Raw genomic sequence first — 22,604 nt, forward strand, 5'->3', positions numbered from 1 at the left:
AACTATTAAGGCGCTTCAGGGGTCGGATCGTCGCCCTTGATCTCGCGCTTCACTTCCGTTAACTCATCGCCCTTCTCATTGCGCAGGTGCACTTCGAGCTGGTTGAAGGCGATATTGATATCGTTTTCCCGGCACATGCGATCGATGGTGCGGTTAAGCTCATCCACCGTATAGCTGCGATCGCGCAGTTCACGCACATAGAGACGCAGCTCGTGATCCAGCGTGCTCGGCCCGAAGGTGGTAAAGAAGACCGCCGGTTCCGGGTCGTGCATCACTTTCGGGTGATCCATTGCCGCTTTCAGCAGCACCTTCTTCACTTTCTCCAGATCGGAGCCGTAGGCCACACCGATACGGATCACCACGCGGGTGATGGTATCGGAGAGCGACCAGTTGATCAGCCGCTCGGTCACAAAGGCCTTGTTCGGGATAATCACCTCTTTGCGATCGAAGTCGGTGATGGTTGTCGCACGAATACGGATCTTGCTGACCGTGCCGGAGAAGGTACCGATGGTGACGGTATCGCCGATACGCACCGGGCGCTCAAAGAGGATAATCAGGCCGGAGACAAAGTTACCGAAGATCTCCTGCAACCCGAAGCCGAGACCGACCGACAACGCCGCCGCCAGCCACTGCAACTTATCCCACGAGACGCCAAGCGATCCGAAGACCGTTAGCGCTCCGACTGCGATAATGACGTAGTTCAGAATGGTGGTGACGGCGTAGGAGGAGCCCTGGCGCATATTGAGCCGCGACAGGACTAACACCTCCAGCAGACCCGGCAAGTTGCGGATCAGAGCCCAGGCTACCACAAAGGCGATAATCGCAAACAGCAGGCTGCCGAGGGTGACGCTCCTGGTCACCGCAGCCCCCGCTTCGGTGCCGTTGTAGTGCCACAGCGTAATGCTGTCGAGGTAGGCAAACACGGTGATCAAGTCTGACCAAATCGCCCAGAAGACCACGCCAAACAGCGCCACCATCACCAGCATGGTGATGCGCAGTGTCTGCTGGTTAACCTGCTCCAGCGCAATGGTCGGCTCTTCCGGCGGCTCGGCACCTTCCGCGCCCTCTTTTACCATATTCTGGCGACGCGCCAGCGCACGGCGATAGGCAATACGCCGCGCCGCTACGCTCAGCCCGCGCAGCACCGTCTGGTAGAGCAGGTTCCAGATAATCACCAGATAGACAGTTTCAATCCAGCGCCCGGCAAGGCGCAGCGTGGTGTAGAAGTAACCGGTGGCGGTGAGCACCATTAAGGCAATCGGCACAATCGCCAGCACCGTAACGGTGACCAGGCGCAGCGCGTGGGACTCTTTATCGTGCCAGCTTTCGCGGAACATCGGCCACACCAGCGCGGTGATCACCAGCAGGTTCAGCAGAATGACAAACTGCCCGAGCACGTCATCCATCAGATGCAGCGGCGACAGCTCCGCGACCACCGACCAGAAATGGAGCGGCAGCAGCGCAAGGCTGATACGCACAATCTGCCGCCGCCAGTGGCTGGTCAGCTGCGCTGGCATACCAAAGTGGTTAACGGCAACGCCCTCTTTCTCCAGCACTTTCCAGCACAGGCCAAAGACCAGCCAGAAGAGCGCCAGCTTCTTACTGAATGCCCACAGCAGCTCGCTAATATTGAGCTGCATGGTCAGCAGAATCAGCCCCGCCGCCAGGATAAGCAGGCAGATCGGCAAGGCGCGGATCAGATCGATGAGGATCGCTTTTGGCGTATGCAACTGGCTGTCGCTGCGTAGCTGCCCGACCTGCTCCGCCAGCTTCGCCTGGTAGTTTTTCAGCCAGCGCAGACGCCAGCGGATCAGTCCGGCAATCAGTAATAGCGGCAGCCCGGCGAGAAACGCGATCGCCACCGCCGGCAGCGCTTTTTCCCAGTTGACGGTAATGTGGGTGCCTTTGACCTCATCGCGCAGCGTTTGCGGGAAGGCTTTGAACCACTCCCAGTCCATCGGCTTGTTGCTGTTCACCCAGAAGATTTGCTGGGTCAGGATCTCTTGCAAGCTTTTCGATACGCTCATCAACTGCTGCTGATTGACCTGCAGGTTAATGGCCATCATCAACTGATTGCCAAGTTGCTTGTTCAGTTGATCGAGCAACTCACGGCGCATATCGACCACCTGCAACAGCGCGTCGTGCACTTCGTCGTTGACTTCGCTCTGGTGGCCCTCTTCCAGTTTGGCGACGAAATTCTCGTTCTGGAACAGCGCGTCACGCTTCTGGTTGATGTCGAACTGCTCGAGACGCAGATCCGCAATGCGGTTGGTCATATCCTCAAGCTCATCGGCTGAGGGCAGCGTTTGCTGTTGCTGATAGAGGATGCGCGACAGCAGCAGGCTCCCCTTCAGCACCGAAATTTGTTCTTTAATATTGCGCTCGGATTGCAGCGCGCGGTCAAGCCAGTTTTTCACTTTGATGTTCTGCTGCACCAGCGCATTGCCGCTTTCGGTGGCTTCAATCAGCTTCTGGCTAAGCTGGTGGTTGATCTCCAGCTCCTGGCTCACCAACGGGTTCGCCTGAATGCGCGCGGTATCATCCGGCGTTACCGCCTCCTGCGCCGTTTTTTCTGTCAGCGTCAGGCGTTTGCTGTTAACTGCTTCCTGCAATAACTGAAGCTGGTGTTCGAGGCGGTTACTGTTTGCAGTGACATAATCCCGCTGCTTTTGCAGCGTATCCTGCAAGGTGGTATTGCCTTCCAGGCTTTTGCGCAGCTGTTCAATCTGCGCATTGAGCAGGGTTTGCTGAGCCTGTAACAGCGTTTGCTGCGTCGGGCGCAACGCCCCTTCACCGGCAACCGTGCCGTTCAGGCGGTTGCGGATCTGCTGCAACTGCTGCGAGGCGCTGTACATGGCGTTCTGCACGCGCTCCGGCTGTGTCTGCAATGACACCAGTTGGCTGTTGTAGTTGGAGAGATCGTTCTGCGCGGTTTGCAGATCTTCAAGCAGTTGCGAAACGCGCGACTCCAGCTGGCGCAGCGAGAGCGTGGCAAGGGTTTTGCGCGTCTCCTCATCGCTGTCTTTATCATTCAGCGCGTTAAGAGCCTCGGTTGCCTGACGCAGCTGTTCCGGTGCTTGCGCGACTTTCTGCTTCAGCAGCGCGGTCTCCTGCTTGATGCGATCAATTTTATCCAGCGTATCAAGAGTCTCGTTGAGATCCTGAATAACCAGCTTCTCCTGCGCGGAGTGATCTTTTTGCTTATTGAGTGCGTCGAGCTGATTCTGCACTTCGCTGCGCGAAGGCAGATCGCTTCCGCTCTGTGCGGATGCCGCCAGGCTTGAGAAGCTGATAAAAAAAAGAAACAGTGCGGCGGCAAATGCTGCGAACGGGTTAGGTGTGCGATTGGTGTGCAACATAATTTGAGCGATCGTTGTCTGTTCGGGAAAGCGGCCGGAGTAGCCACGCGCGAAGAATATCACGCGTGCAGACAACTACCTAGAAGAGTGAGCGGCCTCCAGGAGAAATCCTGGCGGACTGCTTATGCCTTGAGAGCTGGCGCGTCGTCGCGCAGCGTCGGGCAGAACTGGCACATCTCCAGCAGGATGGCGACGTAGGCGCGCGCCTCTTTTTTCAGATCGAAAGATTGCGGCGCAAAGAGCCAGTTTTCCATAATTCCGGAGACATAGGCGCGCATCAGCACCGCGACACGGCGGGTTAAAAGATTGGCGGGCAATAATTTCGCCTGAATACATTCAGTGAGCGTATTTTCAATGCGATCGTAACTTTCCAGGCATAAATCGCGCTGCGCCTCCTGCACCACCGCCATTTCGCCGACAAACTCGCATTTATGGAAGATGATCTCCATCATCAGGCGACGCCGCTCTTCGACAACGGTGGCTTCAAGGATATAAACCAAAATTTCTCTTAATACTGAGAGTGGATCGCCAGGGAATTTTGCCCGATACTCAGTTTCAAGATCTCCAATACTGGATTCCGACAGTTCCCAAATTTCACTAAACAAATCTGACTTGTTTTTGAAATGCCAGTAAATCGCGCCGCGAGTTACTCCTGCCGCCTGCGCAATTTCAGCCAGCGAAGTTGATGAAACGCCCTGCCGGGAAAACAGCCGCATGGCGACATCAAGGATGTGTTGTCGCGTCTCAAGCGCCTGTTGTTTGGTTTTTCGTGCCATATGTCGGTGAATTTACAGGAGTCAGATTTACATACATTTGTGAATGTTTGTACCATAGCACGACCATAATATAAACGCAGCAATGGGTTTTTGGGCCTTTGATCCATTGATCAATTTGAAATCGGACACTCGAGGTTTACTTATGAACATAAACAGAGGGCTAACGCCTCTGGCGGTCGTTCTGATGCTTTCGGGCAGCTTAGCGCTTACAGGATGTGACGATAAACCTGCGCAGCAGCAGCAGGGAGCCGGCCAGGCGCCGGAAGTCGGCGTGGTAACGGTGAAAGCAGAACCTCTGCAGATCACCACCGAGCTGCCGGGTCGCACCACTGCTTATCGCATTGCTGAAGTCCGTCCGCAGGTTAGCGGCATTATTTTGAAGCGCAACTTCACCGAAGGCAGTGACGTCGAAGCGGGTGTCTCGCTCTATCAAATTGATCCAGCAACCTATCAGGCTGCCTACGACAGCGCGAAAGGCGATTTAGCCAAAGCGCAGGCGGCGGCGAATATCGCGCAGATGACCCTGAACCGTTATAAGAAACTGTTAGGCACCAAGTACATCAGCCAACAGGATTACGATACGGCGCAGGCAGACGCGCAGCAGGCAAACGCCACGGTTATCGCCGCAAAAGCTGCGGTCGAGAACGCGCGCATCAACCTGGCTTACACCAAAGTCACCTCCCCAATTAGCGGCCGCACCGGTACCTCTACCGTTACCGAAGGTGCGCTGGTGCAGAGCGGGCAGACCACTGCGCTGACCACCGTGCAGCAGCTTGACCCGATCTACGTCGATGTCACCCAGTCCAGCAACGATTTCCTGCGCCTCAAGCAGGAGATGGCTAACGGTTCGCTGAAGCAGGATAACGGCAAAGCGAAAGTTGAACTGGTGACCAACGACGGCATGAAGTATGACCAGACCGGTACCCTTGAGTTCTCCGGCGTGACCGTCGATCAGACCACCGGTTCTATTACCCTGCGCGCCGTGTTCCCGAACCCGGACCACACGCTGCTGCCAGGCATGTTCGTGCGCGCCAAGCTGGAAGAAGGGGTTAACCCGAACGCCCTGCTGGTTCCGCAACAGGGTGTGACCCGTACGCCGCGCGGTGACGCAACGGCGATGGTGGTAGGTGAAGGCGACAAAGTTGAAATCCGCAATATCACCGCGACCCAGGCCATTGGCGACAAGTGGCTGGTTACCGATGGCCTGAAAAGCGGCGATCGCGTGATCATCGAAGGGTTACAAAAAGTCAAACCTGGCGTGCAGGTCAAGGCCCAGGAAGTGACATCTGACAAAAAAGAGCAAGCCCAGGCCAACGGCCAGTCAGAGCAACCGAAGTCTTAACTTAAACAGGAGCCGTTAAGACATGGCTAAGTTTTTTATCGATCGCCCCATATTTGCGTGGGTTATCGCGATTATCATCATGCTGGCGGGGGCGCTATCGATCCTCAAATTGCCGGTGGCGCAGTATCCAACGATTGCGCCACCTGCGGTTCAGATCACCGCTTCTTACCCGGGTGCTGATGCGAAAACGGTGCAGGACACCGTAACGCAGGTTATCGAACAGAACATGAACGGTATCGATAACCTCCTTTATATGTCCTCCACCAGTGACTCCTCTGGTACGGTCCAGATCACCATCACCTTTGATTCCGGTACTGATGCGGATATCGCGCAGGTTCAGGTGCAGAACAAACTGCAGCTGGCGATGCCGCTTCTGCCGCAGGAAGTGCAGCAACAGGGCGTGAGCGTTGAGAAATCATCCAGTAGCTTCCTGATGGTGCTCGGTATGATCAGTACCGACGGCTCAATGAAGCAGGAAGATATTGCCGACTATGTGGGCGCGACCATTAAAGATCCGGTCAGCCGTACCAAAGGCGTGGGTGACGTTCAGCTGTTCGGCGCGCAGTATGCGATGCGTATCTGGATGGATCCGAACAAGCTCAATAACTTCCAGTTGACGCCAGTCGACGTGATCACGGCTATCAAAGCGCAGAACGCCCAGGTCGCGGCCGGGCAGTTGGGCGGTACGCCGCCGGTGAAAGGGCAGCAGCTGAACGCCTCGATCATCGCGCAGACCCGTCTCACCTCGACCGACGAGTTTGGCAAAATCCTGCTGAAAGTGAACAGCGATGGCTCGCAGGTTCGCCTGCGCGACGTGGCGAAGATTGAGCTGGGCGGCGAAAGCTATGACGTTGTCGCACGCTACAACGGTCAACCAGCGGCGGGCCTGGGTATCAAACTGGCAACCGGTGCGAACGCACTGGATACCGCAGAAGCGGTACGCGCAACCATTGCCGGTCTCGAACCTTTCTTCCCGCACGGCCTGAAAGTGGTTTACCCGTACGACACCACCCCGTTCGTTAAGATCTCCATTAACGAAGTGGTTAAAACGCTGGTTGAAGCGATCGTGCTGGTCTTCCTGGTCATGTATCTGTTCCTGCAGAACTTCCGCGCGACGCTGATCCCGACCATTGCGGTGCCGGTGGTGCTGCTGGGTACCTTCGCCATTCTTAACGCCTTCGGCTACTCGATAAACACCCTCACCATGTTTGGTATGGTGCTGGCGATAGGCCTGTTGGTGGATGACGCCATCGTGGTGGTGGAGAACGTCGAACGTGTGATGATGGAAGAGGGTCTGCCGCCTAAAGAGGCGACCCGGCGTTCGATGGATCAGATTCAGGGTGCGCTGGTCGGTATTGCGCTGGTGCTGTCGGCGGTATTTATTCCGATGGCCTTCTTCGGCGGCTCTACCGGCGCAATCTATCGTCAGTTCTCCATTACCATTGTTTCCGCGATGGTGCTGTCGGTGATTGTCGCGTTGATCCTGACGCCGGCTCTCTGCGCCACCATGCTGAAACCGGTCGCCAAAGGCGATCACGGCGAGCATAAAAAAGGCTTCTTCGGCTGGTTTAACCGCATGTTCGATAAGAGCACGCACCACTACACCGACAGCGTAGGCAATATCCTGCGCAGCACCGGTCGTTATCTGCTGCTCTATATCGTTATCGTTGCGGGCATGGCGGTGCTGTTTGTCCGTCTGCCGAGTTCGTTCCTGCCTGATGAAGACCAGGGCGTGTTTCTGACCATGGCCCAGCTTCCTGCCGGCGCGACGCAAGAGCGTACGCAGAAGGTGCTGGACGAAGTGACGAAATACTATCTGGAGAATGAGAAAGCCAACGTTAACTCGGTCTTTACCGTTAACGGCTTCGGCTTCTCGGGCCGCGGGCAGAACACCGGTCTGGCGTTCGTTTCGCTGAAAAACTGGGACGAGCGTGCGGGTGAAGAGAACAAAGTTCCGGCAATTGCAGGTCGTGCCAGCGCGCACTTCTCACAGATTAAAGATGCGATGGTCTTCGCCTTTAACCTGCCGGCAATTGTTGAACTGGGTACCGCAACCGGCTTCGACTTCCAGCTGATTGACCAGGCTAACCTCGGTCACGATAAGCTAACGCAGGCGCGTAACCAGCTGTTTGGCGAGATTGCGCAGCATCCGGATCTGCTGGTGGGCGTGCGTCCTAACGGCCTGGAAGATACGCCGCAGTTCAAGATCGATATCGATCAGGAGAAAGCGCAGGCGCTGGGCGTGTCGATTAGCGACATCAACACCACGCTGGGCGCAGCCTGGGGCGGCAGCTACGTGAACGACTTTATCGACCGCGGTCGTGTGAAGAAGGTTTACGTTATGTCGCAGGCGAAATACCGCATGCTGCCAAACGATATTGGCAACTGGTATGTGCGCGCAACGGATGGTCAGATGGTGCCCTTCTCCGCGTTCTCCACCACGCACTGGGAGTATGGCTCACCGCGTCTGGAGCGTTACAACGGTCTGCCGTCAATGGAACTGCTGGGCCAGGCTGCACCGGGTCGCAGTACCGGTGAAGCGATGGATCTGATGGAGCAACTGGCGAGTAAATTGCCAACCGGCATCGGTTTCGACTGGACCGGCATGTCCTATCAGGAACGCCTCTCCGGCAACCAGGCACCGGCGCTGTACGCCATTTCGCTGATCGTCGTCTTCCTCTGTCTGGCGGCACTCTATGAGAGCTGGTCGATTCCGTTCTCGGTGATGCTGGTGGTTCCGCTTGGCGTTATCGGTGCCCTGCTCGCGGCGACGTTCCGCGGTCTTGGCAACGACGTTTACTTCCAGGTGGGCCTGCTGACAACCATTGGCTTGTCGGCGAAGAACGCGATACTTATCGTCGAATTCGCCAAAGATCTGATGGATAAAGAGGGCAAAGGGCTGATTGAAGCGACGCTTGAGGCGGTCCGTATGCGTCTGCGTCCGATTCTGATGACCTCGCTGGCGTTTATCCTTGGGGTACTGCCGCTGGTTATCAGTTCCGGTGCGGGCTCCGGCGCGCAGAACGCCGTAGGTACAGGCGTAATGGGCGGGATGATCACCGCGACCGTGCTGGCCATCTTCTTTGTTCCGGTATTCTTTGTGGTGGTTCGCCGCCGCTTCAGCCGCCGCAGCGAAGATGTTGAACACAGCCACAAGGTTGAACAGCACTGATCCTCTCTGCTGATATAAGAAAAGGCCGCGCATAGCGGCCTTTTTCTTTTTTTACAACGTTGTGCTTTCCAACTCATCGGATCATTAAATACGTTATTGTTTAAGTGATTAATTTATGCGTTACCATTAAGGCATATAATCACTGTGTATTTGCGAATGTGCTATATTTTCCAGTAATAATCTTAATTTCTCTTAATATTACTTTAAGTCAGAAAAATCCTGGCAGAAAAATATTCTTATAAGTGGAATAATCGGACTCATGCTAACTTAATGAATTGTAAGGCAGTCCGCTGACTGACTTAGCCTTATGAGACGATTCGCATCGCTACTTTTCGCTGTGCCGCGCCGCTTTTCCCGCAGGAAGAGATATTATTTGTAATTTTTCGTGATAGCTCAATGAAATCCTATTCATAGTGGCTTATAGTTATATCAACGAACATAAATCAGCATATGTCTCTGGTCAGAGCAGAAGTTCCCATCCTGAATCAGCCTTTGGTTAGTAAAAAAATTACCACTCAGAAGGGGATGCGTTATGGACGAATACTCGCCGAAAAGGCATGATATTGCGCAGCTTAAATTTCTCTGCGAATCGTTGCACCAGGAGTGCCTCGCCAATCTGGAAGAGAGCCATCATGGATGGGTTAACGACCCCACATCAGCCATCAACCTGCAGTTAAATGAGCTGATTGAGCATATTGCAACCTTCGCGCTGAATTATAAAATTAAGCACGATAAAGATAATAAACTGATTGAATTGATCGACGAATACCTTGATGACACGTTTATGTTGTTCAGCAGTTACGGTATTAATACACACGACTTACAGAAATGGCGTAAAACAGGCGGTAAGCTGTTTCGCAGTTTCGACAATGTAAGCAAGGCGAATCCAGTAAGTCACTCTTGTTAATTTTTCAACACTAAGGTGAAGACATGTCCGAAAAACCATTAACAAAAATTGATTATTTGATGCGTTTAAGGCGCTGCCAATCAATTGATACGCTTGAACGCGTTATTGAAAAAAATAAATACGAACTGACCGACGATGAGCTTACCGTGTTTTATTCAGCGGCCGATCATCGTCTGGCTGAACTGACCATGAATAAGCTTTATGACAAAATCCCCTCGTCGGTGTGGAAATTTGTTCGCTAATTCTTCTCAATGTTAAGAGATGTTATTTCTGCCACAGTCAATCGTTCAACCTCCGTACCAGGTACACTCTAAAAAATGAATGATGAAAAACAGAAAATGATCGCCGGTCTTCCCTACCGGGCGGGCGACGACACTCTGCGCGCCGATCGGCTGCGCGCACGGCAACTGCTGCACCGTTACAATCACTCCAGCCCGGATGAAAAAGCAGAACGTAAAGCGATTCTTGCCGATCTGCTCGGGCAGAGTGAAGGGGCCTATATCGAGCCCACTTTCCGCTGCGACTACGGTTACAATATTTTCCTTGGCGAAAGCTTTTACGCTAATTTCGATTGCGTGATGCTGGATGTCTGCCCGATTCATATTGGCGATAACTGCATGCTGGCCCCGGGCGTTCATATCTATACGGCGACGCATCCGCTTGATCCTGTCGAGCGAAACAGCGGCGTGGAATATGGCAAGCCCGTTAACATTGGTCACAATGTGTGGATTGGCGGACGCGCGGTAATTAACCCGGGCGTTACCATCGGCGATAACGCAGTAATCGCCTCCGGCGCGGTGGTGGTGAAAGATGTACCTGCTAATGTGGTGGTCGGCGGCAATCCGGCACGCATTATCAAACATCTTGCTGAATCAACCGTGCAGTAACTGTTATCTTTTTTTGTGGCAGAACTGTTACTTTTTTCACACTGGACGGCAACTTAAAATAGCGTGTCCACCTGCAAATCAGTATCAATAAAGGCCCAAGATGAAAGAAATACAGCGGCTGCTCACCGAAACGATTGAAGAGATCAACCAGCGCGAGAAACGGGACAACCGACCGCGCTTCAGCATCAGTTTTATTCGCAACCATCCGGGTCTGTTTATCGGCATGTATCTGGCGTTCTTTGCGACCCTGGCGGTGATGCTGATGTCCGACACCCTTATCGGCTCCGTCTGGCTGCTGGTGGTGCTTTTCATCGTTCTGAACGGTTTCTTCTTCTTTGATGTCTACCCGCGCTATCACTTTGAAGATATCGACGTGCTCGACTTCCGCGTCTGCTACAACGGCGAGTGGTATAACACGCGCTTTGTGCCGCAAAGCCTGATCGACGCCATTATGCAGTCGCCGAAAGTCAGCGCTGAAGAGAAAGCCCAGTTGGAAAAGATGATAACGCGTAAGGGCGATCTGTCGTTTTATGACATTTATACCCTCACCCGCCCGGCATCTGCGCAGCCCACCGCGTCGGTGGCTCAGCACTCTGCCGGTTAAGCACGCATGCTGCCGCGCCTGACCGCGCGGCACGCTCTTCTCTCCCCTCCTCCCTCTTTTTCAGGAATATCTCTCCTTTGCGATTTGTGGTCTGATAAAAACCGACCGCCACCCGCCTCCTCAAGGAGAAATGATGAGCCAGCTGAATCAATTTCAACAACCTGTCGGCGAGGCCCTGCCCGACTGGCAGCCCCGCCCTTTTCCGCAACGTCTCACTTTTGAAGGCCGTTTCTGCCGCCTCGAACCGCTCAGCGTCGATCATGCTGCCGCGCTGTTTCAGGCGCACCAGCAGGCGCCGGATAACCGAAGCTGGACCTGGCTCACCCGCGAGCCGGAACAAAACGAAGCGGAGTATCGCCACTGGGTTGAGAGCAACTGTGCGCTGCGCGATCCCATCCATTTTGCGGTGATCGATCTGCGCACCGGCAAACCGGTCGGTAGCCTGGCGCTAATGCGTATAGATACTGAGAATGGGGTGATGGAGGTGGGGCACGTGCATTTTTCGCCGCTGCTGAGCCGCACGCCAGCGTCAACGGAAGCGCACTGGCTGTTAATGCGTTACGCCTTCAGCACGCTCGGCTATCGCCGCTATGAGTGGAAGTGCCACAGTCTGAATGAACCGTCGCGCCAGGCGGCCCTGCGGTTAGGCTTCCAGTTTGAGGGGCGCTTTCGCCAGGCGATGGTGCGTAAGGGACATAACCGCGACACGGACTGGTTTTCGATTATTGATGGCGAGTGGCCCGCCGTTGACCAGGCGCTGCAACGCTGGCTTGCCGCCGATAACTTTACCGCCGACGGCAAGCAGCGCGCTTCGCTGGCATCGCTTCGCGCTTAACGTCTCTTCTTCTTACCCTGCACCGCTTTAAAGCGCGGGTTCGATTTGCAAATCACATAGATACGCCCCTTGCGCCGGACAATCTGGCAGTCAGGGTGGCGTTGCTTTGCGCTGCGCAATGAATTGAGTACCTGCATGGTTTACGCCTTCTTATCGTTAAAGAACCGGCCATAGCGCTGCTGGAATCGTGCCGCGCTGCCTTCACTGGAGATCACTTTCTGCTTACCGGTGTAGTAAGGGTGCGACGCAGACGAGACCTCAATGGTGATATAGGGATATTTCACCCCATCCAGTTCAATTTCCCGATCCGTTCGGATGGTCGAACCCACTTTGAAGTATTCGTTGGCGCTGGTGTCGTGAAACACCACGGTGCGGTAATGGGGATGGATATCAGGTCGCATAATTCACTCATCTGTTTTGTTATAACATAACAAAAGTCTATCGGAGATGTTTCGCCATTTCAAGCAGCGCGCGTTATGCGTTTTTCGCAAAAGCACATGATCCTGCGCGGTCATAAATTAGAAAAGAAGGTTATTGGTTCAATTTTCTCGCCTGAGGCAAGCTGAGTAAAAACCCGCTAACAGGAGAAGATCATGCGTTGTTGTTGCCGCCCAATCCCGAACCTGACACATCCCCCTTTATCGACTATTTGCGGAGAAAACAGTGAACGCAGCCACCTTACCGGTTCTCGATCTCGCCCGTTACACCAGCAGCGCTGAACGCGATGCCTTCCTCGCCGACCTGCGCCACGCCGCGCGCGACATCGGCTTTTTCTACCTGATTAATCACGGCGTCGACGACGCTTTACAAAATGCCGTGCAGCGGGAAGCGCGCCGCTTTTTCGCTCTCACCGAGGGGCAAAAAGAGCAGGTAGCGATGATCCACTCGCCCCACTTTCGCGGCTACAACCGCGCCGCATCGGAGATCACCCGCGGCCAGCCGGACTGGCGTGAGCAGTTCGATATCGGCGCCGAGCGCCCGGCGCTGTTACTGAGCGACAGCGATCCGCGCTGGCGGCGGTTACAGGGGCCAAACTTATGGCCAGACGCCTTACCGACGCTGAAGCCCGCCCTGCTTGAGTGGCAGCGCGCCATGACATCGATGGCGCTGCGCCTGCTGCGCGCCTTTGCCGAAGCGCTGCAACTTCCCGCCGATGCGTTTGACGAACTGTATGGCAGCAAGCCCAACGAGCACATCAAATTGATCCGCTATCCCGGCCAGCACGCCACGCAGAGCGCGCAGGGCGTCGGGGCGCACAAAGATTCCGGTTTCCTCAGCTTCCTGCTGCAGGATGAGCAAAAAGGGTTACAGGTGGAGGTCGCGCCCGATCGCTGGATCGACGCCGCGCCGCGAGCTGGCAGCTTCGTGGTCAATATCGGCGAACTGCTGGAGCTGGCGACCAATGGTTATCTGCGCGCCACGGTGCACCGGGTGGTTTCCCCGCCGGCCAATCGCGAGCGGCTCTCCATCGCTTTTTTCCTCGGCGCACAGCTGGAAGCCAATGTGCCGCTCTACACCCTCCCCCCTCATCTGGCACAGGAGGCGCGCGGGCCGGAGAGCGATCCGCTCAACCCGCTGCTGCGCGATGTGGGCTGGAACTACCTGAAAGGCCGACTGCGATCCCACCCGGACGTGGCGGAACGTTACTACCGCGATGTGCTGCGTAACCGCACAGAACAGCTGATCGCCTGACCCTAACTACAAGGAATACACCATGAAATATGTCGCATTGACGCTGGCAGGTGCCGCGCTGTCTCTCTCGCTGGCGGGCTTCGCCGCCCAGGCCGCTCCCTTACGTGTCGCCGCCGACCCGGTGCCGCACGCCGAGATCCTTAACTACATTAAAACCCTCGATCCGAAACTCGATCTGCAAATCGTCGAGCTGAGCAACGGTGCCAATGCCAACGAGCTGCTGGCGAATGGCGACGTCGACGCCAACTACTTCCAGCACCTGCCCTATCTGAAAGATCAGGAAAAGGTGCTGGGTAAGCCGTTTGCCGTGGCGGCGACGGTGCATATCGAGCCGCTTGGCATCTACTCGCGCAAATACAAAAACTTTACTTCACTGCCGGATAACGCCACCGTTGCCGTACCCAATAACCCCACCAACCTGAGTCGCGCGCTGTTTCTGCTGCAAAGCCAGGGGTTGATAAAACTCGACGCTAAATTTACCGATCCGGCCACCACCCAGGCGACGCCGAAAAACATTGCTGAAAACCCGAAACACCTGAAGATCCTTGAGATCGAATCCCCGCAGATCCCGCGCTCGCTGGATGATGTCGATTTGGCAGTGATCAACGGCAACTATGCGCTGGAAGCGGGGCTAACCCCGGCAAAAGATGCGCTGGGGCTGGAGAGCGCGGAGCATAACCCCTACGCCAATATTCTGGTCACCACGCCACAGCTTGCCAACGATCCGCGCATCAAAGCGCTGGCTAAAGATCTCACCTCACCGCAGGTGGCCGAGTTTATTCGCAAGCGTTATCACGGTTCGGTGATCCCGGTTGCGCCGCAGTCATGATTGCCATCGAAGGGCTGAGTAAAATCTATGCCGGAACAGGCCGACCGGCATTAAAGGATCTCTCGCTGCACGTACCGAAGGGGGCGATCTACGGCATCCTCGGGCGCAGCGGTGCGGGAAAAAGCACGCTGATCCGCTGCCTTAATCTGCTGGAGCGGCCCACGGCGGGCCGCATTATCGTCGACGGCTGCGACATCACCCGGCTTGATAACGCCGGGCTGCGCGCGCACCGCCTGCGTACCGGCATGATTTTCCAGCACTTCAACCTCCTTCATGCGCGCACGGTGGCGCAAAACATCGCCGTGCCGCTGGAGATTGCAGGCGTGCCGAAAGCGCAGCGCCAGTCACGCATCGAAGAGTTGCTGTGGCTGGTGGGGTTGAGCGACAAATCGCACGCTTACCCTTCGCAGCTTTCCGGCGGACAGAAGCAGCGCGTTGGCATCGCCCGCGCGCTGGCTACCCGGCCGCAGGTGCTATTGTGCGATGAAGCGACCAGTGCCCTCGATCCGCAAACCACCGCTTCGGTGCTATCGCTGCTGGCCGATATCAACCAGAAGCTGAATCTGACGATTGTGCTGATCACCCATGAGCTGGAGGTGGTGAAAACCCTCTGCGATCACGCGGCGCTGCTGGAGGATGGCGAGCTGATTGAGCATGGCAAAATCGCCGATCTGCTGATGACGCCGCGATCAAAACTGCGTCAGTCGCTGTTACACGATCCGCAAAGCGAGCAGGCGTTTCTTGCCCGCCACGGTTTTAACGGGAGGCCATTATGCGTGGTGGCATGAGCTGGGACGAACTCTGGCCGCTGCTGGCGAACGGCACGCTGGAGACGCTCTATATGGTCGGGCTGGCGGCGCTCTTTACCGTGCTGATTGGCCTGCCGCTTGGCGTGTTGTTATTTATCTCGCGCCGCAATGGCCTGGCACCGATGCCGACGCTGAATGCCGTACTCGGCAGCATCGTCAATGTCGGCCGCTCACTGCCCTTTATTGTGCTGCTGATTGCGCTGATCCCCTTCACGCGCCTGTTGATCGGTACCACGCTGGGCAGCACGGCGGCGATTGTGCCGATCACCATCGGCGCCTTTCCCTTCTTTGCGCGCTTAACGGAAAACGCCCTTGATGAGGTGGAGTATGGCCGTATCGAAGCGATCCTCTCAATGGGTGGCAATCTGTGGCATGTGATTGGCAAAGCGCTGCTGCCCGAAGCGCTCCCCTCGCTGCTGGCGAGCATTACGCTAACGGTGGTGATGCTGATTGGTTTCTCATCGATGGCGGGAGTCATTGGCGGCGGCGGACTGGGCGATCTCGCCATCCGCTACGGTTATCAACGCTTTAACGATCAGGTGATGGTTGGAACGGTGGTGATCCTGGTGGTGCTGGTACAGGGCGTACAGATGGCAGGAGAGAGGCTGGTGCGCCGCCTGGCGCACCGACGTTAAGTTACTTTTGCGCCTCTTTCGCCAGCAGCAGCGTGGTGAGCGCAAAGGAGAGCACCAGCGCAATCGCCACCCCCGACAGCGCAAAGATAAAGTAGGGGCCAATGTAGGCTGGCAGGCTGAAGATGCTCGACAAAATATAGCCGTAGAGCCGCACGCCGAAGAAGGCGATAAACGCCGAAGCCAGGGAACTGGCGACGGTGGCGGCGATAAAGGCTTTTTTGTAGCGCGTTAAGACACCAAACAGCGCCGGTTCGGTAATGCCGAGCAGCGCCGAAATGGCCGCCGACAAGCTGACGCTCTTCTCCTGGCGATCTTTACTCAAGCGCCAGATGGCAAAGGTTGAGCCTGCAATCGCCATATTGGCCATAAACATCATCGGCATCAGCATGTCATACCCGCGATCGCTGAAGTTTTGCAGCGCAATCGGCGTCATGGCATGGTGCATGCCGGTGAGGATCGCCACCGGGCGAATCGCCCCCACCACCAGCCCGGCGAAGCTGGCCGAGATACTGAACAGCCCTTCAATAAACAGCGCCAGCCCTTTGCCGAGCCAGATGCCGATGGGGCCAATCACCACCAGCGCCGCCAGCGCACCGAGGAACAGCGTCAATGTTGGCGTAAAGACGGTCTTCAGCACCTCCGGCATAATGCTGTCCACCCAGCGATGGATATAGCTAAGCGCCAGCACCGAGAAGATCACCGGGATCACGCTTGCCGAGTAGTTAAAGACGGAAACCGGGATGGCGTTAAGCAGCCAGAAGGCGCTGACCGCCCCCTCCTGATGCGCCGCCAGCGCTTTTGCCGCCTCGATAAGCGAGGGGTACATCAGGCAGGCCGCGACCGCTGCCGCCAGATATTCATTGGTCTTGAATATTTTTGCCGCCGAGACCGCAAGGAAAAAGGGCAGGAAGTAGAAGACGCCGCTGGCAATCAGATCGATAACGATCACCGTATCGCTTTTCGCCGAGATGACATTGAGGGCAATCAGCCCGGCCAGCAGCCCTTTGATCATCCCCGCCCCGGCAATGGCGGGCACAATCGGCCCAAAGACGCCGGAGACCGTATCCATAAACAGCGACACCAGGCTTTTGCGCCCCTTCTCTTTCGCGGTCGGCGCTACGGGCGCGTCGCCCAGCGCGGCGAGAAGCTGTTCGTACCAGCTGTTAACCTGCGGGCCAATCACAATCTGGAACTGATCGCTTTGCAGCTGCGCGCCCAGCACGCCGGGCACTTTTTTAATCTCCGCCTGCTCCACTTTATTGTCATCCACCAGCGAGAAGCGCAGGCGCGTCATACAGTGCCAGACGTTATGAATATTATCCCGCCCGCCCACCAGGCGAATAATATTGGTGATGGCTTCTTGCGTGCCCATAAAAACTCCTGCCGGATGTGTTGTTGTTTTAGTGATTGCTAACAAGGGTAGAGAAATGCCGAAAGCAAAACAAACCAATAAAATATGAAATCCGTCACACTTTGCTGCTATCAAGCATTCATTAACGCAACAAAGCGCAAATTGGTCTGGTTTTTAATTACATTAAGAGGGGAAAGCTGACCAAAATATTTATTCGAAAAAAGCGTTTACCTCGCGGCGAAATTAGGGTGAAGATAGTGGCCATTCCCCGCTTATATTTCGCTGTAAAGGAGTTCCCGTGACGCCAACGCTTATCCAGAATATCGACTGTTTTATTACCCGTCCCGACAGGCATAACCTGGTCGTCGTGCGGGTAACAACCGATAAAGGTGTCATCGGCCACGGCTGTGCGACCTTTCAGCAGCGCCCGCTGGCGGTCAAAACGGTGGTGGATGAGTACCTGAAGCCGCTGCTGATTGGTCGCGATGCCAATAACATTGAAGATCTGTGGCAGATGATGAGCGTCAACGCCTACTGGCGTAACGGCCCGATCCTTAATAACGCCATCTCCGGTGTTGATATGGCACTGTGGGATATCAAAGGCCAGCTCGCCGGAATGCCGCTCTATCAGCTGTTGGGTGGGAAGTCCCGCGATGCTATCGCCGCTTACAGCCACGCCAGCGGTGAGACCCTCGCCGAACTCTTCGAGTCGGTTGATAAGCTTGTTGCGCAGGGGTATCGGCATGTGCGCTGCCAGCTCGGTTTTTATGGCGGTACGCCTTCGCAGCTGCAAACGCCGGAAAACCCGACGCCGGGTGCCTATTTCGACCAGCAGGAGTATATGCGCAACACCGTCGCCATGTTTAAAGCGCTGCGCGAGAAGTATGGCGACAGCCTGCATATTCTGCATGACGTGCATGAGCGCCTCTTCCCGCAGCAGGCGGTGCAGCTGGCGAAGCAGCTTGAGCCTTATCAGCCCTACTTTATTGAGGATATTCTGCCGCCCGCGCAGAGCGGCTGGCTCGATCAGGTGCGCCAGCACAGCAGCGCGCCGCTGGCGATGGGCGAGCTGTTTAACAACCCGGCGGAGTGGCACGATCTGATTGTGAACCGCCGCATCGACTTTATCCGCTGCCATATTTCGCAGCTTGGCGGCATCACCCCGGCGCTGAAGCTGGCGGTGTTCTGTCAGGCCTTCGGCGTGCGCCTGGCCTGGCACGGCCCGGGCGATATGACGCCCATCGCGGTGGCGGTCAATACCCATCTCAATATCCATCTGCATAACGCCGCGATTCAGGAGTATATCCCGCGCTCCGCCACCACGGATGCGGTTTTCCCCGGTGCGCCGCAGGTGAAAGCCGGCTTTGTCTATGCGCCGGAGAAACCGGGCATCAGCGTTGGGTTTAATGAAGAGGAGGCGCGCGCCTGGCCCGTCACCTACCGCCCGCACGAGTGGACGCAGAGCCGCCTCACCGACGGCACCCTGCACACGCCGTAACTCAGCCGCCGCCCTGGCGGAAGGTCAGGTTTTCGCGGTTATGCGGGATGACATAGGTACAGCTGTAGTTGATATCGATAATGTCGCTGATCTCGTAGACCTGGCCGCCCTCAAGAATGCCGCGATTGCTGATATGCATCGCCGGGCTGCCCTTTTTACAGCCGAGCAGCGCGGCCTGTTCGCGGCTGACGTTCACCGCCCGGTAGGTGGTGAGCAGGTGGGAAATCTGATACCCCTTGCTTAATACATACTGCTGCAATGAGCGCTCAATTACCTGTTGATTGAGATCGGCAAAACCCTCCACCGGCATACGTGAAATCTCAATCTGCACCGCCTGCTCGTCAACAAAGCGCAGGCGGCAAAACTGCCAGATAAAGCTCTCATCGCTCAGGCCAAAGATCTGCTGCTCATCGCGGTTCGGCCGCTTCTTATGCAGGCTTACCATGCGAAAGCGGATCTGATCGAAGCGCTTCTCGGTGATTGAGTTGTAGACCAGCGGGTTGTTGCGCGCCTGTTCATTAATCCAGATGCCGGAGCCCTGCACAATGCGCACCACGCCAATGCTGGCAAGCTTCTCCAGCGCCTGGCGGATGGTGAAGCGCGACACGCCATACTCCTGCGCCAGCTGCCGCTCCGGGGGGAGTTTGCGCGGGCCTGGCGCGCTGTTCTGGTAAATTTTGCTGAGCAGATCCTGCGTGACAAACTCTTTTTTCTTCATCCACCCCTTCCCAACGCGAACCGCCACCGGCGCATGTTATAGCCTCAGACCGGTAAAGATACCCGATGTCATGCGGGAACAACATGCCCGGCGCGGAACCGGCATTTACGCCTGCTGCCAGCGCAAGCGGTAACGCACTCGCTCCTCCTGCAAAATAAACTCCGGCGAGACGCTCGGGCTCCAGGAGTCATCCCCGCCGACGCCCATATGGAAGGCGTCAAGGTGCAGCCAGCAGCCCGCCTCTTCGCGCAGCAGATGGTGGTGCGTCGTCTCCCGCAGTTGAGTGTCGCTGTAGCAGCCGAGGGAGAAGTGGAACCGCCCCTCCAGCTGATGCGCGCCACACTGCAACAGCCGGGTATCGCAGCGCAGGCCATTTTCGCCGGGGAAGATATAGGGCGTATGCAGCGCCGCCAGCGGCTGCGTCCAGCGCCCCTGGCAGGCCGCGAGTTTACGGTCCGGGTAGTTTTCATGAGGGCCAAGACCGAGCCAGCTCACCTCTGCCGGGCGCTCAGCCAACTGACACACCAGCCCGATGCGCGCCGGTGGCGGAATATCATTCGCCACCACCACCTCAATATCAGCCTGTAACCCGCCGGTCCTGTCAATCCGCCACGTTTTCTCGCTGATAAAGGCGCTTTTCCCGGCACCGATCCAGCGGTGCACCGTGCGCAGCGTTACCTCTTGTGCGCTCTCCTGCACCTCAAAGCTCAACAGCTCGGCGTGCAGATCGTACATTCCCGCCGCTTTCCAGCGCTCCACCCAGGCATTAGGATCGATGCGCGTCACTTCACTGACGCCGATATCGTTATCGAGCGGTGCGCGGGCAAAGCAGTCGGTTACTGGTGTCAGCAATGTCTCCTGCCCGTCGCGCCACCACTGCATCAGATTGCCGCTTTGGCGGCAGAAGGCCCAGCGCTGGTTGCCCTGCTTAACGGTGTAGGTTTCATCACTGACCTCGAGCGTCGGTCGCTCGCTCTGTTTATCAGGCAACGCAACCCAGAGCGGTGCAGGCAAGCGCCACTGATCCCAGGCGCAACGATGCCAGGCCGCAGACCAGGCCGTCGCCTCGCGCTGGTAAACCTCGACGTTGAGCCACACTTCGCCCGGCGCGGCGGCCAGCTCCGGCAGGTCAAGCGCGATCTGCACCTTGCCCTGCGGCGCAATGACCAGCGCGGTTTCGCCCTGCGCCAGCACCTCGCCGTCGCGCTCAATGCGCCAGCGCAGCACTTCATTATCGCTGGTGCGGAACAGGTATTCGCTGGTCACTTCAATGGTCAGCGGTGAAGAGCTAAGCAGAGAGAACTGGAAGAACTGCTGCGCGCGCTGCGCTTCGAACAGCGCCGGATGCGGGGTACGATCCGGGAAAACCAGCCCGTTCATGCAGAACTGCCGGTCGTTCGGCGTATCGCCAAAATCGCCGCCGTAGGCCCAGAAAGGCTCCCCGTCTGCGCCCATTTTTGTCAGCGCCTGGTCAACCCAGTCCCAGACAAAACCGCCCTGCAAACGCGGCGCGGCGCGAAACGCCTGCCAGTATTTGGCGAAACCGCCAAAGCTGTTGCCCATCGCATGGGCATATTCACAGAGGATCAGCGGCCGGGTCTCATTGGGCATGCCGATCCACTTTTTGATCGACCATTTTGGTACGGCCGGGAAGGGCTGATCCTGGTCGACGCGGGAATACATCGGGCAGATGATATCCGTCGCCGCGCTGTTCGCCCCACCCCCTTCGTACTGCACCGGGCGCGTTGGGTCGGTGCTCTTCAGCCAGCGGTACAGCGCATCGTGGTTCGCGCCATGCCCGGATTCATTGCCCAGCGACCAGATGATGATCGACGGATGGTTGCGGTCGCGCTGCACCATGCGCGTCACGCGCTCGCTCATCGCCGGTAGCCAGCGCGGATCGTCCGCCAGGCGGCTCATCGGCACCATGCCGTGCGTTTCAATATTGGCCTCATCCACCACGTAGAGACCGTAGCGATCGCAGAGGCGGTACCAGAGCGGGTGATTAGGGTAGTGGGAGCAGCGCACGGCGTTGAAGTTGTGCTGCTTCATCAGCTCAATATCGCGCCGCATGGTCGCTTCATCCACCGCCTGGCCGTGTTCCGGATGGTGCTCGTGGCGGTTAACGCCGCGAATCAGCAGCGGCTGACCGTTAAGTTTCAATAAACCCTGGTGGATCTCAACGTGGCGGAAACCGACATCGCAGGCTTCGGCTTCGACACAACTGCCCTGCGCATCGTAAAGGGTCAGCGTCAGGCGATAGAGGTTCGGCGTCTCCGCGCTCCACAGCAGCGGCGACTCAACCGGCAGCGACAGGCTCAGGCGCTCCGCCCAGTTGCCGCGCTCATCGACCACCGCGCTGCCGGGCGTCTGTTCGCCAGAGGCGATCTTTTCGCCATTGCGCCACAACACCGCCGCCACGCGCGATCCGGCAAACTCCCCTGCCAGTTCCACCGTCACCTGCACGCTTGCGCGGGTAAACTCCGCGTTGAGCGCAGTGGTGTAGTGGTAATCAGCAATGTGCAGCGCCGGTTTGTGTTGCAGCGAGACGTCGCGGAAGATGCCGCTCATGCGCCACATATCCTGATCTTCGAGATAGCTGCCGTCGCACCAGCGCAGCACCATCACCGCCAGGCGGTTTTCACCTGCGCGCAGCACCGCGCTGAGATCGAACTCCGCCGGCAGGCGGCTATCCTGCGAGTAACCAACCCACTGCCCGTTGCACCAGAGATGAAAAGCTGAATTGACGCCGTCAAACACAATCCGCGTCTGCCCCCCGGCGATTGCCTCGGCGTCCATGTTAAATGTGAGCGAGTAACAACCGGTTGGATTCTGCTGCGGAACGAACGGTGGATTAACGGGGATCGGATAGGTCACATTGGTATAGATGGGCGTATCGAAGCCCTGCATCTGCCAGTTGGAGGGCACCGGCATTGCCACAGCATCGGCGCAATCCTGCTCCAGCCACTGCTCAGGCACCGCTTCCGGTGAGGCGAAAAAACTAAACTGCCAGATCCCATTCAACGAGCGATGCGCTGTGGAGTCTGCTTCATCGCGCGCGGCGGTTTCATCGCGCCAGCTGCGCATCGGAGCATGCGCCGCCAGGCGATGCCAGTGGGTAACAACCGGGTTTTCCCAGTCGCGGCGGGAGAGTAGTGAAGCAAGGGTGGATGGCATAACAACCTCTTTT

19 protein-coding genes are annotated in these 22,604 nt (G+C 56.9%); 12 read left to right on the plus strand and 7 right to left on the minus strand.

Annotated elements, in window-relative coordinates; genetic code table 11:
• Positions 1 to 5: 5 nt before the first annotated feature.
• Both mscK and acrR read right to left on the minus strand, forming a co-directional pair.
• Positions 6 to 3,359: a mechanosensitive channel MscK gene (gene mscK / locus EH164_RS16710; protein ID WP_124969349.1), complete on the minus strand. Its 3,354-nt coding sequence runs from the start codon at positions 3,357 to 3,359 to the stop codon at positions 6 to 8.
• A gap of 122 nt (positions 3,360 to 3,481) precedes the next feature.
• The gene (acrR, locus tag EH164_RS16715) at positions 3,482 to 4,135 is read right to left on the minus strand and encodes a multidrug efflux transporter transcriptional repressor AcrR (protein WP_124969351.1); all 654 of its coding nucleotides are present in this window, start codon (positions 4,133 to 4,135) and stop codon (positions 3,482 to 3,484) included.
• 142 nt (positions 4,136 to 4,277) lie between these two features.
• On the opposite strand from acrR, the gene acrA reads away from it, so the two are divergent.
• From acrA to EH164_RS16750, 7 genes are all read left to right on the plus strand, one after another.
• Entirely contained in the window at positions 4,278 to 5,477 is a 1,200-nt protein-coding gene (acrA, locus tag EH164_RS16720) for a multidrug efflux RND transporter periplasmic adaptor subunit AcrA (RefSeq protein WP_124969353.1), read from the plus strand.
• A 22-nt stretch (positions 5,478 to 5,499) separates the two neighbouring features.
• Positions 5,500 to 8,649: a multidrug efflux RND transporter permease subunit AcrB gene (acrB, locus tag EH164_RS16725; protein ID WP_094419552.1), complete on the plus strand. Its 3,150-nt coding sequence runs from the start codon at positions 5,500 to 5,502 to the stop codon at positions 8,647 to 8,649.
• A 532-nt stretch (positions 8,650 to 9,181) separates the two neighbouring features.
• On the plus strand, positions 9,182 to 9,556 hold the full coding sequence (gene tomB / locus EH164_RS16730) for an Hha toxicity modulator TomB (RefSeq protein WP_023478264.1): 375 nt from the start codon (positions 9,182 to 9,184) through the stop codon (positions 9,554 to 9,556).
• 23 nt (positions 9,557 to 9,579) lie between these two features.
• Positions 9,580 to 9,798, plus strand: coding sequence for an HHA domain-containing protein (locus EH164_RS16735; protein ID WP_023478287.1), 219 nt, complete (start codon positions 9,580 to 9,582; stop codon positions 9,796 to 9,798).
• A gap of 75 nt (positions 9,799 to 9,873) precedes the next feature.
• Positions 9,874 to 10,443, plus strand: a complete 570-nt coding sequence (maa, locus tag EH164_RS16740; RefSeq protein ID WP_124969355.1) for a maltose O-acetyltransferase — start codon at positions 9,874 to 9,876, stop codon at positions 10,441 to 10,443.
• A 100-nt stretch (positions 10,444 to 10,543) separates the two neighbouring features.
• Positions 10,544 to 11,047: a YlaC family protein gene (locus EH164_RS16745; protein WP_023478286.1), complete on the plus strand. Its 504-nt coding sequence runs from the start codon at positions 10,544 to 10,546 to the stop codon at positions 11,045 to 11,047.
• A gap of 133 nt (positions 11,048 to 11,180) precedes the next feature.
• Complete coding sequence (locus EH164_RS16750) at positions 11,181 to 11,882, plus strand: GNAT family N-acetyltransferase (protein ID WP_124969357.1); 702 nt, start codon at positions 11,181 to 11,183, stop codon at positions 11,880 to 11,882.
• On the opposite strand, the gene ykgO is transcribed toward EH164_RS16750, so the two are convergent.
• Positions 11,879 to 12,019 carry a type B 50S ribosomal protein L36 gene (gene ykgO / locus EH164_RS16755; RefSeq protein ID WP_023478279.1) on the minus strand — a complete coding sequence of 47 codons (141 nt, stop codon included), beginning with the start codon at positions 12,017 to 12,019 and terminating at the stop codon, positions 11,879 to 11,881. The two genes, EH164_RS16750 and ykgO, sit on opposite strands and share 4 nt — an antisense overlap.
• Positions 12,020 to 12,022: 3 nt before the next feature.
• Positions 12,023 to 12,283 carry a type B 50S ribosomal protein L31 gene (locus EH164_RS16760; protein ID WP_124969359.1) on the minus strand — a complete coding sequence of 87 codons (261 nt, stop codon included), beginning with the start codon at positions 12,281 to 12,283 and terminating at the stop codon, positions 12,023 to 12,025.
• Between the two features lie 262 nt (positions 12,284 to 12,545).
• Between EH164_RS16760 and EH164_RS16765 the strand changes: the two genes are divergently transcribed.
• Genes EH164_RS16765 through EH164_RS16780 form a run of 4 tightly spaced genes read left to right on the plus strand, consistent with a single transcriptional unit; the run spans position 12,546 to position 15,847 of the window.
• Positions 12,546 to 13,574, plus strand: a complete 1,029-nt coding sequence (locus tag EH164_RS16765) for an isopenicillin N synthase family oxygenase (RefSeq protein ID WP_124969361.1) — start codon at positions 12,546 to 12,548, stop codon at positions 13,572 to 13,574.
• Between the two features lie 22 nt (positions 13,575 to 13,596).
• Positions 13,597 to 14,403 carry a MetQ/NlpA family ABC transporter substrate-binding protein gene (locus EH164_RS16770; RefSeq protein ID WP_124969363.1) on the plus strand — a complete coding sequence of 269 codons (807 nt, stop codon included), beginning with the start codon at positions 13,597 to 13,599 and terminating at the stop codon, positions 14,401 to 14,403.
• Positions 14,400 to 15,191: a methionine ABC transporter ATP-binding protein gene (locus EH164_RS16775; protein WP_124969365.1), complete on the plus strand. Its 792-nt coding sequence runs from the start codon at positions 14,400 to 14,402 to the stop codon at positions 15,189 to 15,191. The genes EH164_RS16770 and EH164_RS16775 overlap by 4 nt, the downstream gene beginning before the upstream one ends.
• Complete coding sequence (locus EH164_RS16780; RefSeq protein ID WP_164483653.1) at positions 15,188 to 15,847, plus strand: methionine ABC transporter permease; 660 nt, start codon at positions 15,188 to 15,190, stop codon at positions 15,845 to 15,847. Before EH164_RS16775 ends, EH164_RS16780 begins: the two co-directional genes overlap by 4 nt.
• A gap of 1 nt (position 15,848) precedes the next feature.
• Here the strand turns inward: EH164_RS16780 and EH164_RS16785 are convergent, their stop codons facing one another.
• Positions 15,849 to 17,219, minus strand: coding sequence for a PTS transporter subunit EIIC (locus EH164_RS16785; protein WP_124969369.1), 1,371 nt, complete (start codon positions 17,217 to 17,219; stop codon positions 15,849 to 15,851).
• 277 nt (positions 17,220 to 17,496) lie between these two features.
• Here EH164_RS16785 and EH164_RS16790 point away from each other — a divergent pair, with 277 nt between their 5' ends.
• Positions 17,497 to 18,696, plus strand: coding sequence for an enolase C-terminal domain-like protein (locus tag EH164_RS16790; protein ID WP_124969371.1), 1,200 nt, complete (start codon positions 17,497 to 17,499; stop codon positions 18,694 to 18,696).
• Between the two features lies 1 nt (position 18,697).
• On the opposite strand, the gene EH164_RS16795 is transcribed toward EH164_RS16790, so the two are convergent.
• Together EH164_RS16795 and EH164_RS16800 are read right to left on the minus strand one after the other, a co-directional pair.
• Positions 18,698 to 19,414: a GntR family transcriptional regulator gene (locus EH164_RS16795; RefSeq protein WP_042712883.1), complete on the minus strand. Its 717-nt coding sequence runs from the start codon at positions 19,412 to 19,414 to the stop codon at positions 18,698 to 18,700.
• A 105-nt stretch (positions 19,415 to 19,519) separates the two neighbouring features.
• Positions 19,520 to 22,591: a beta-galactosidase gene (locus tag EH164_RS16800; protein ID WP_124969373.1), complete on the minus strand. Its 3,072-nt coding sequence runs from the start codon at positions 22,589 to 22,591 to the stop codon at positions 19,520 to 19,522.
• Positions 22,592 to 22,604: the final 13 nt, after the last annotated feature.

The organism is Kosakonia sp. CCTCC M2018092 (assembly GCF_003864115.1).
In the GTDB taxonomy this organism is placed as follows: domain Bacteria; phylum Pseudomonadota; class Gammaproteobacteria; order Enterobacterales; family Enterobacteriaceae; genus Kosakonia; species Kosakonia cowanii.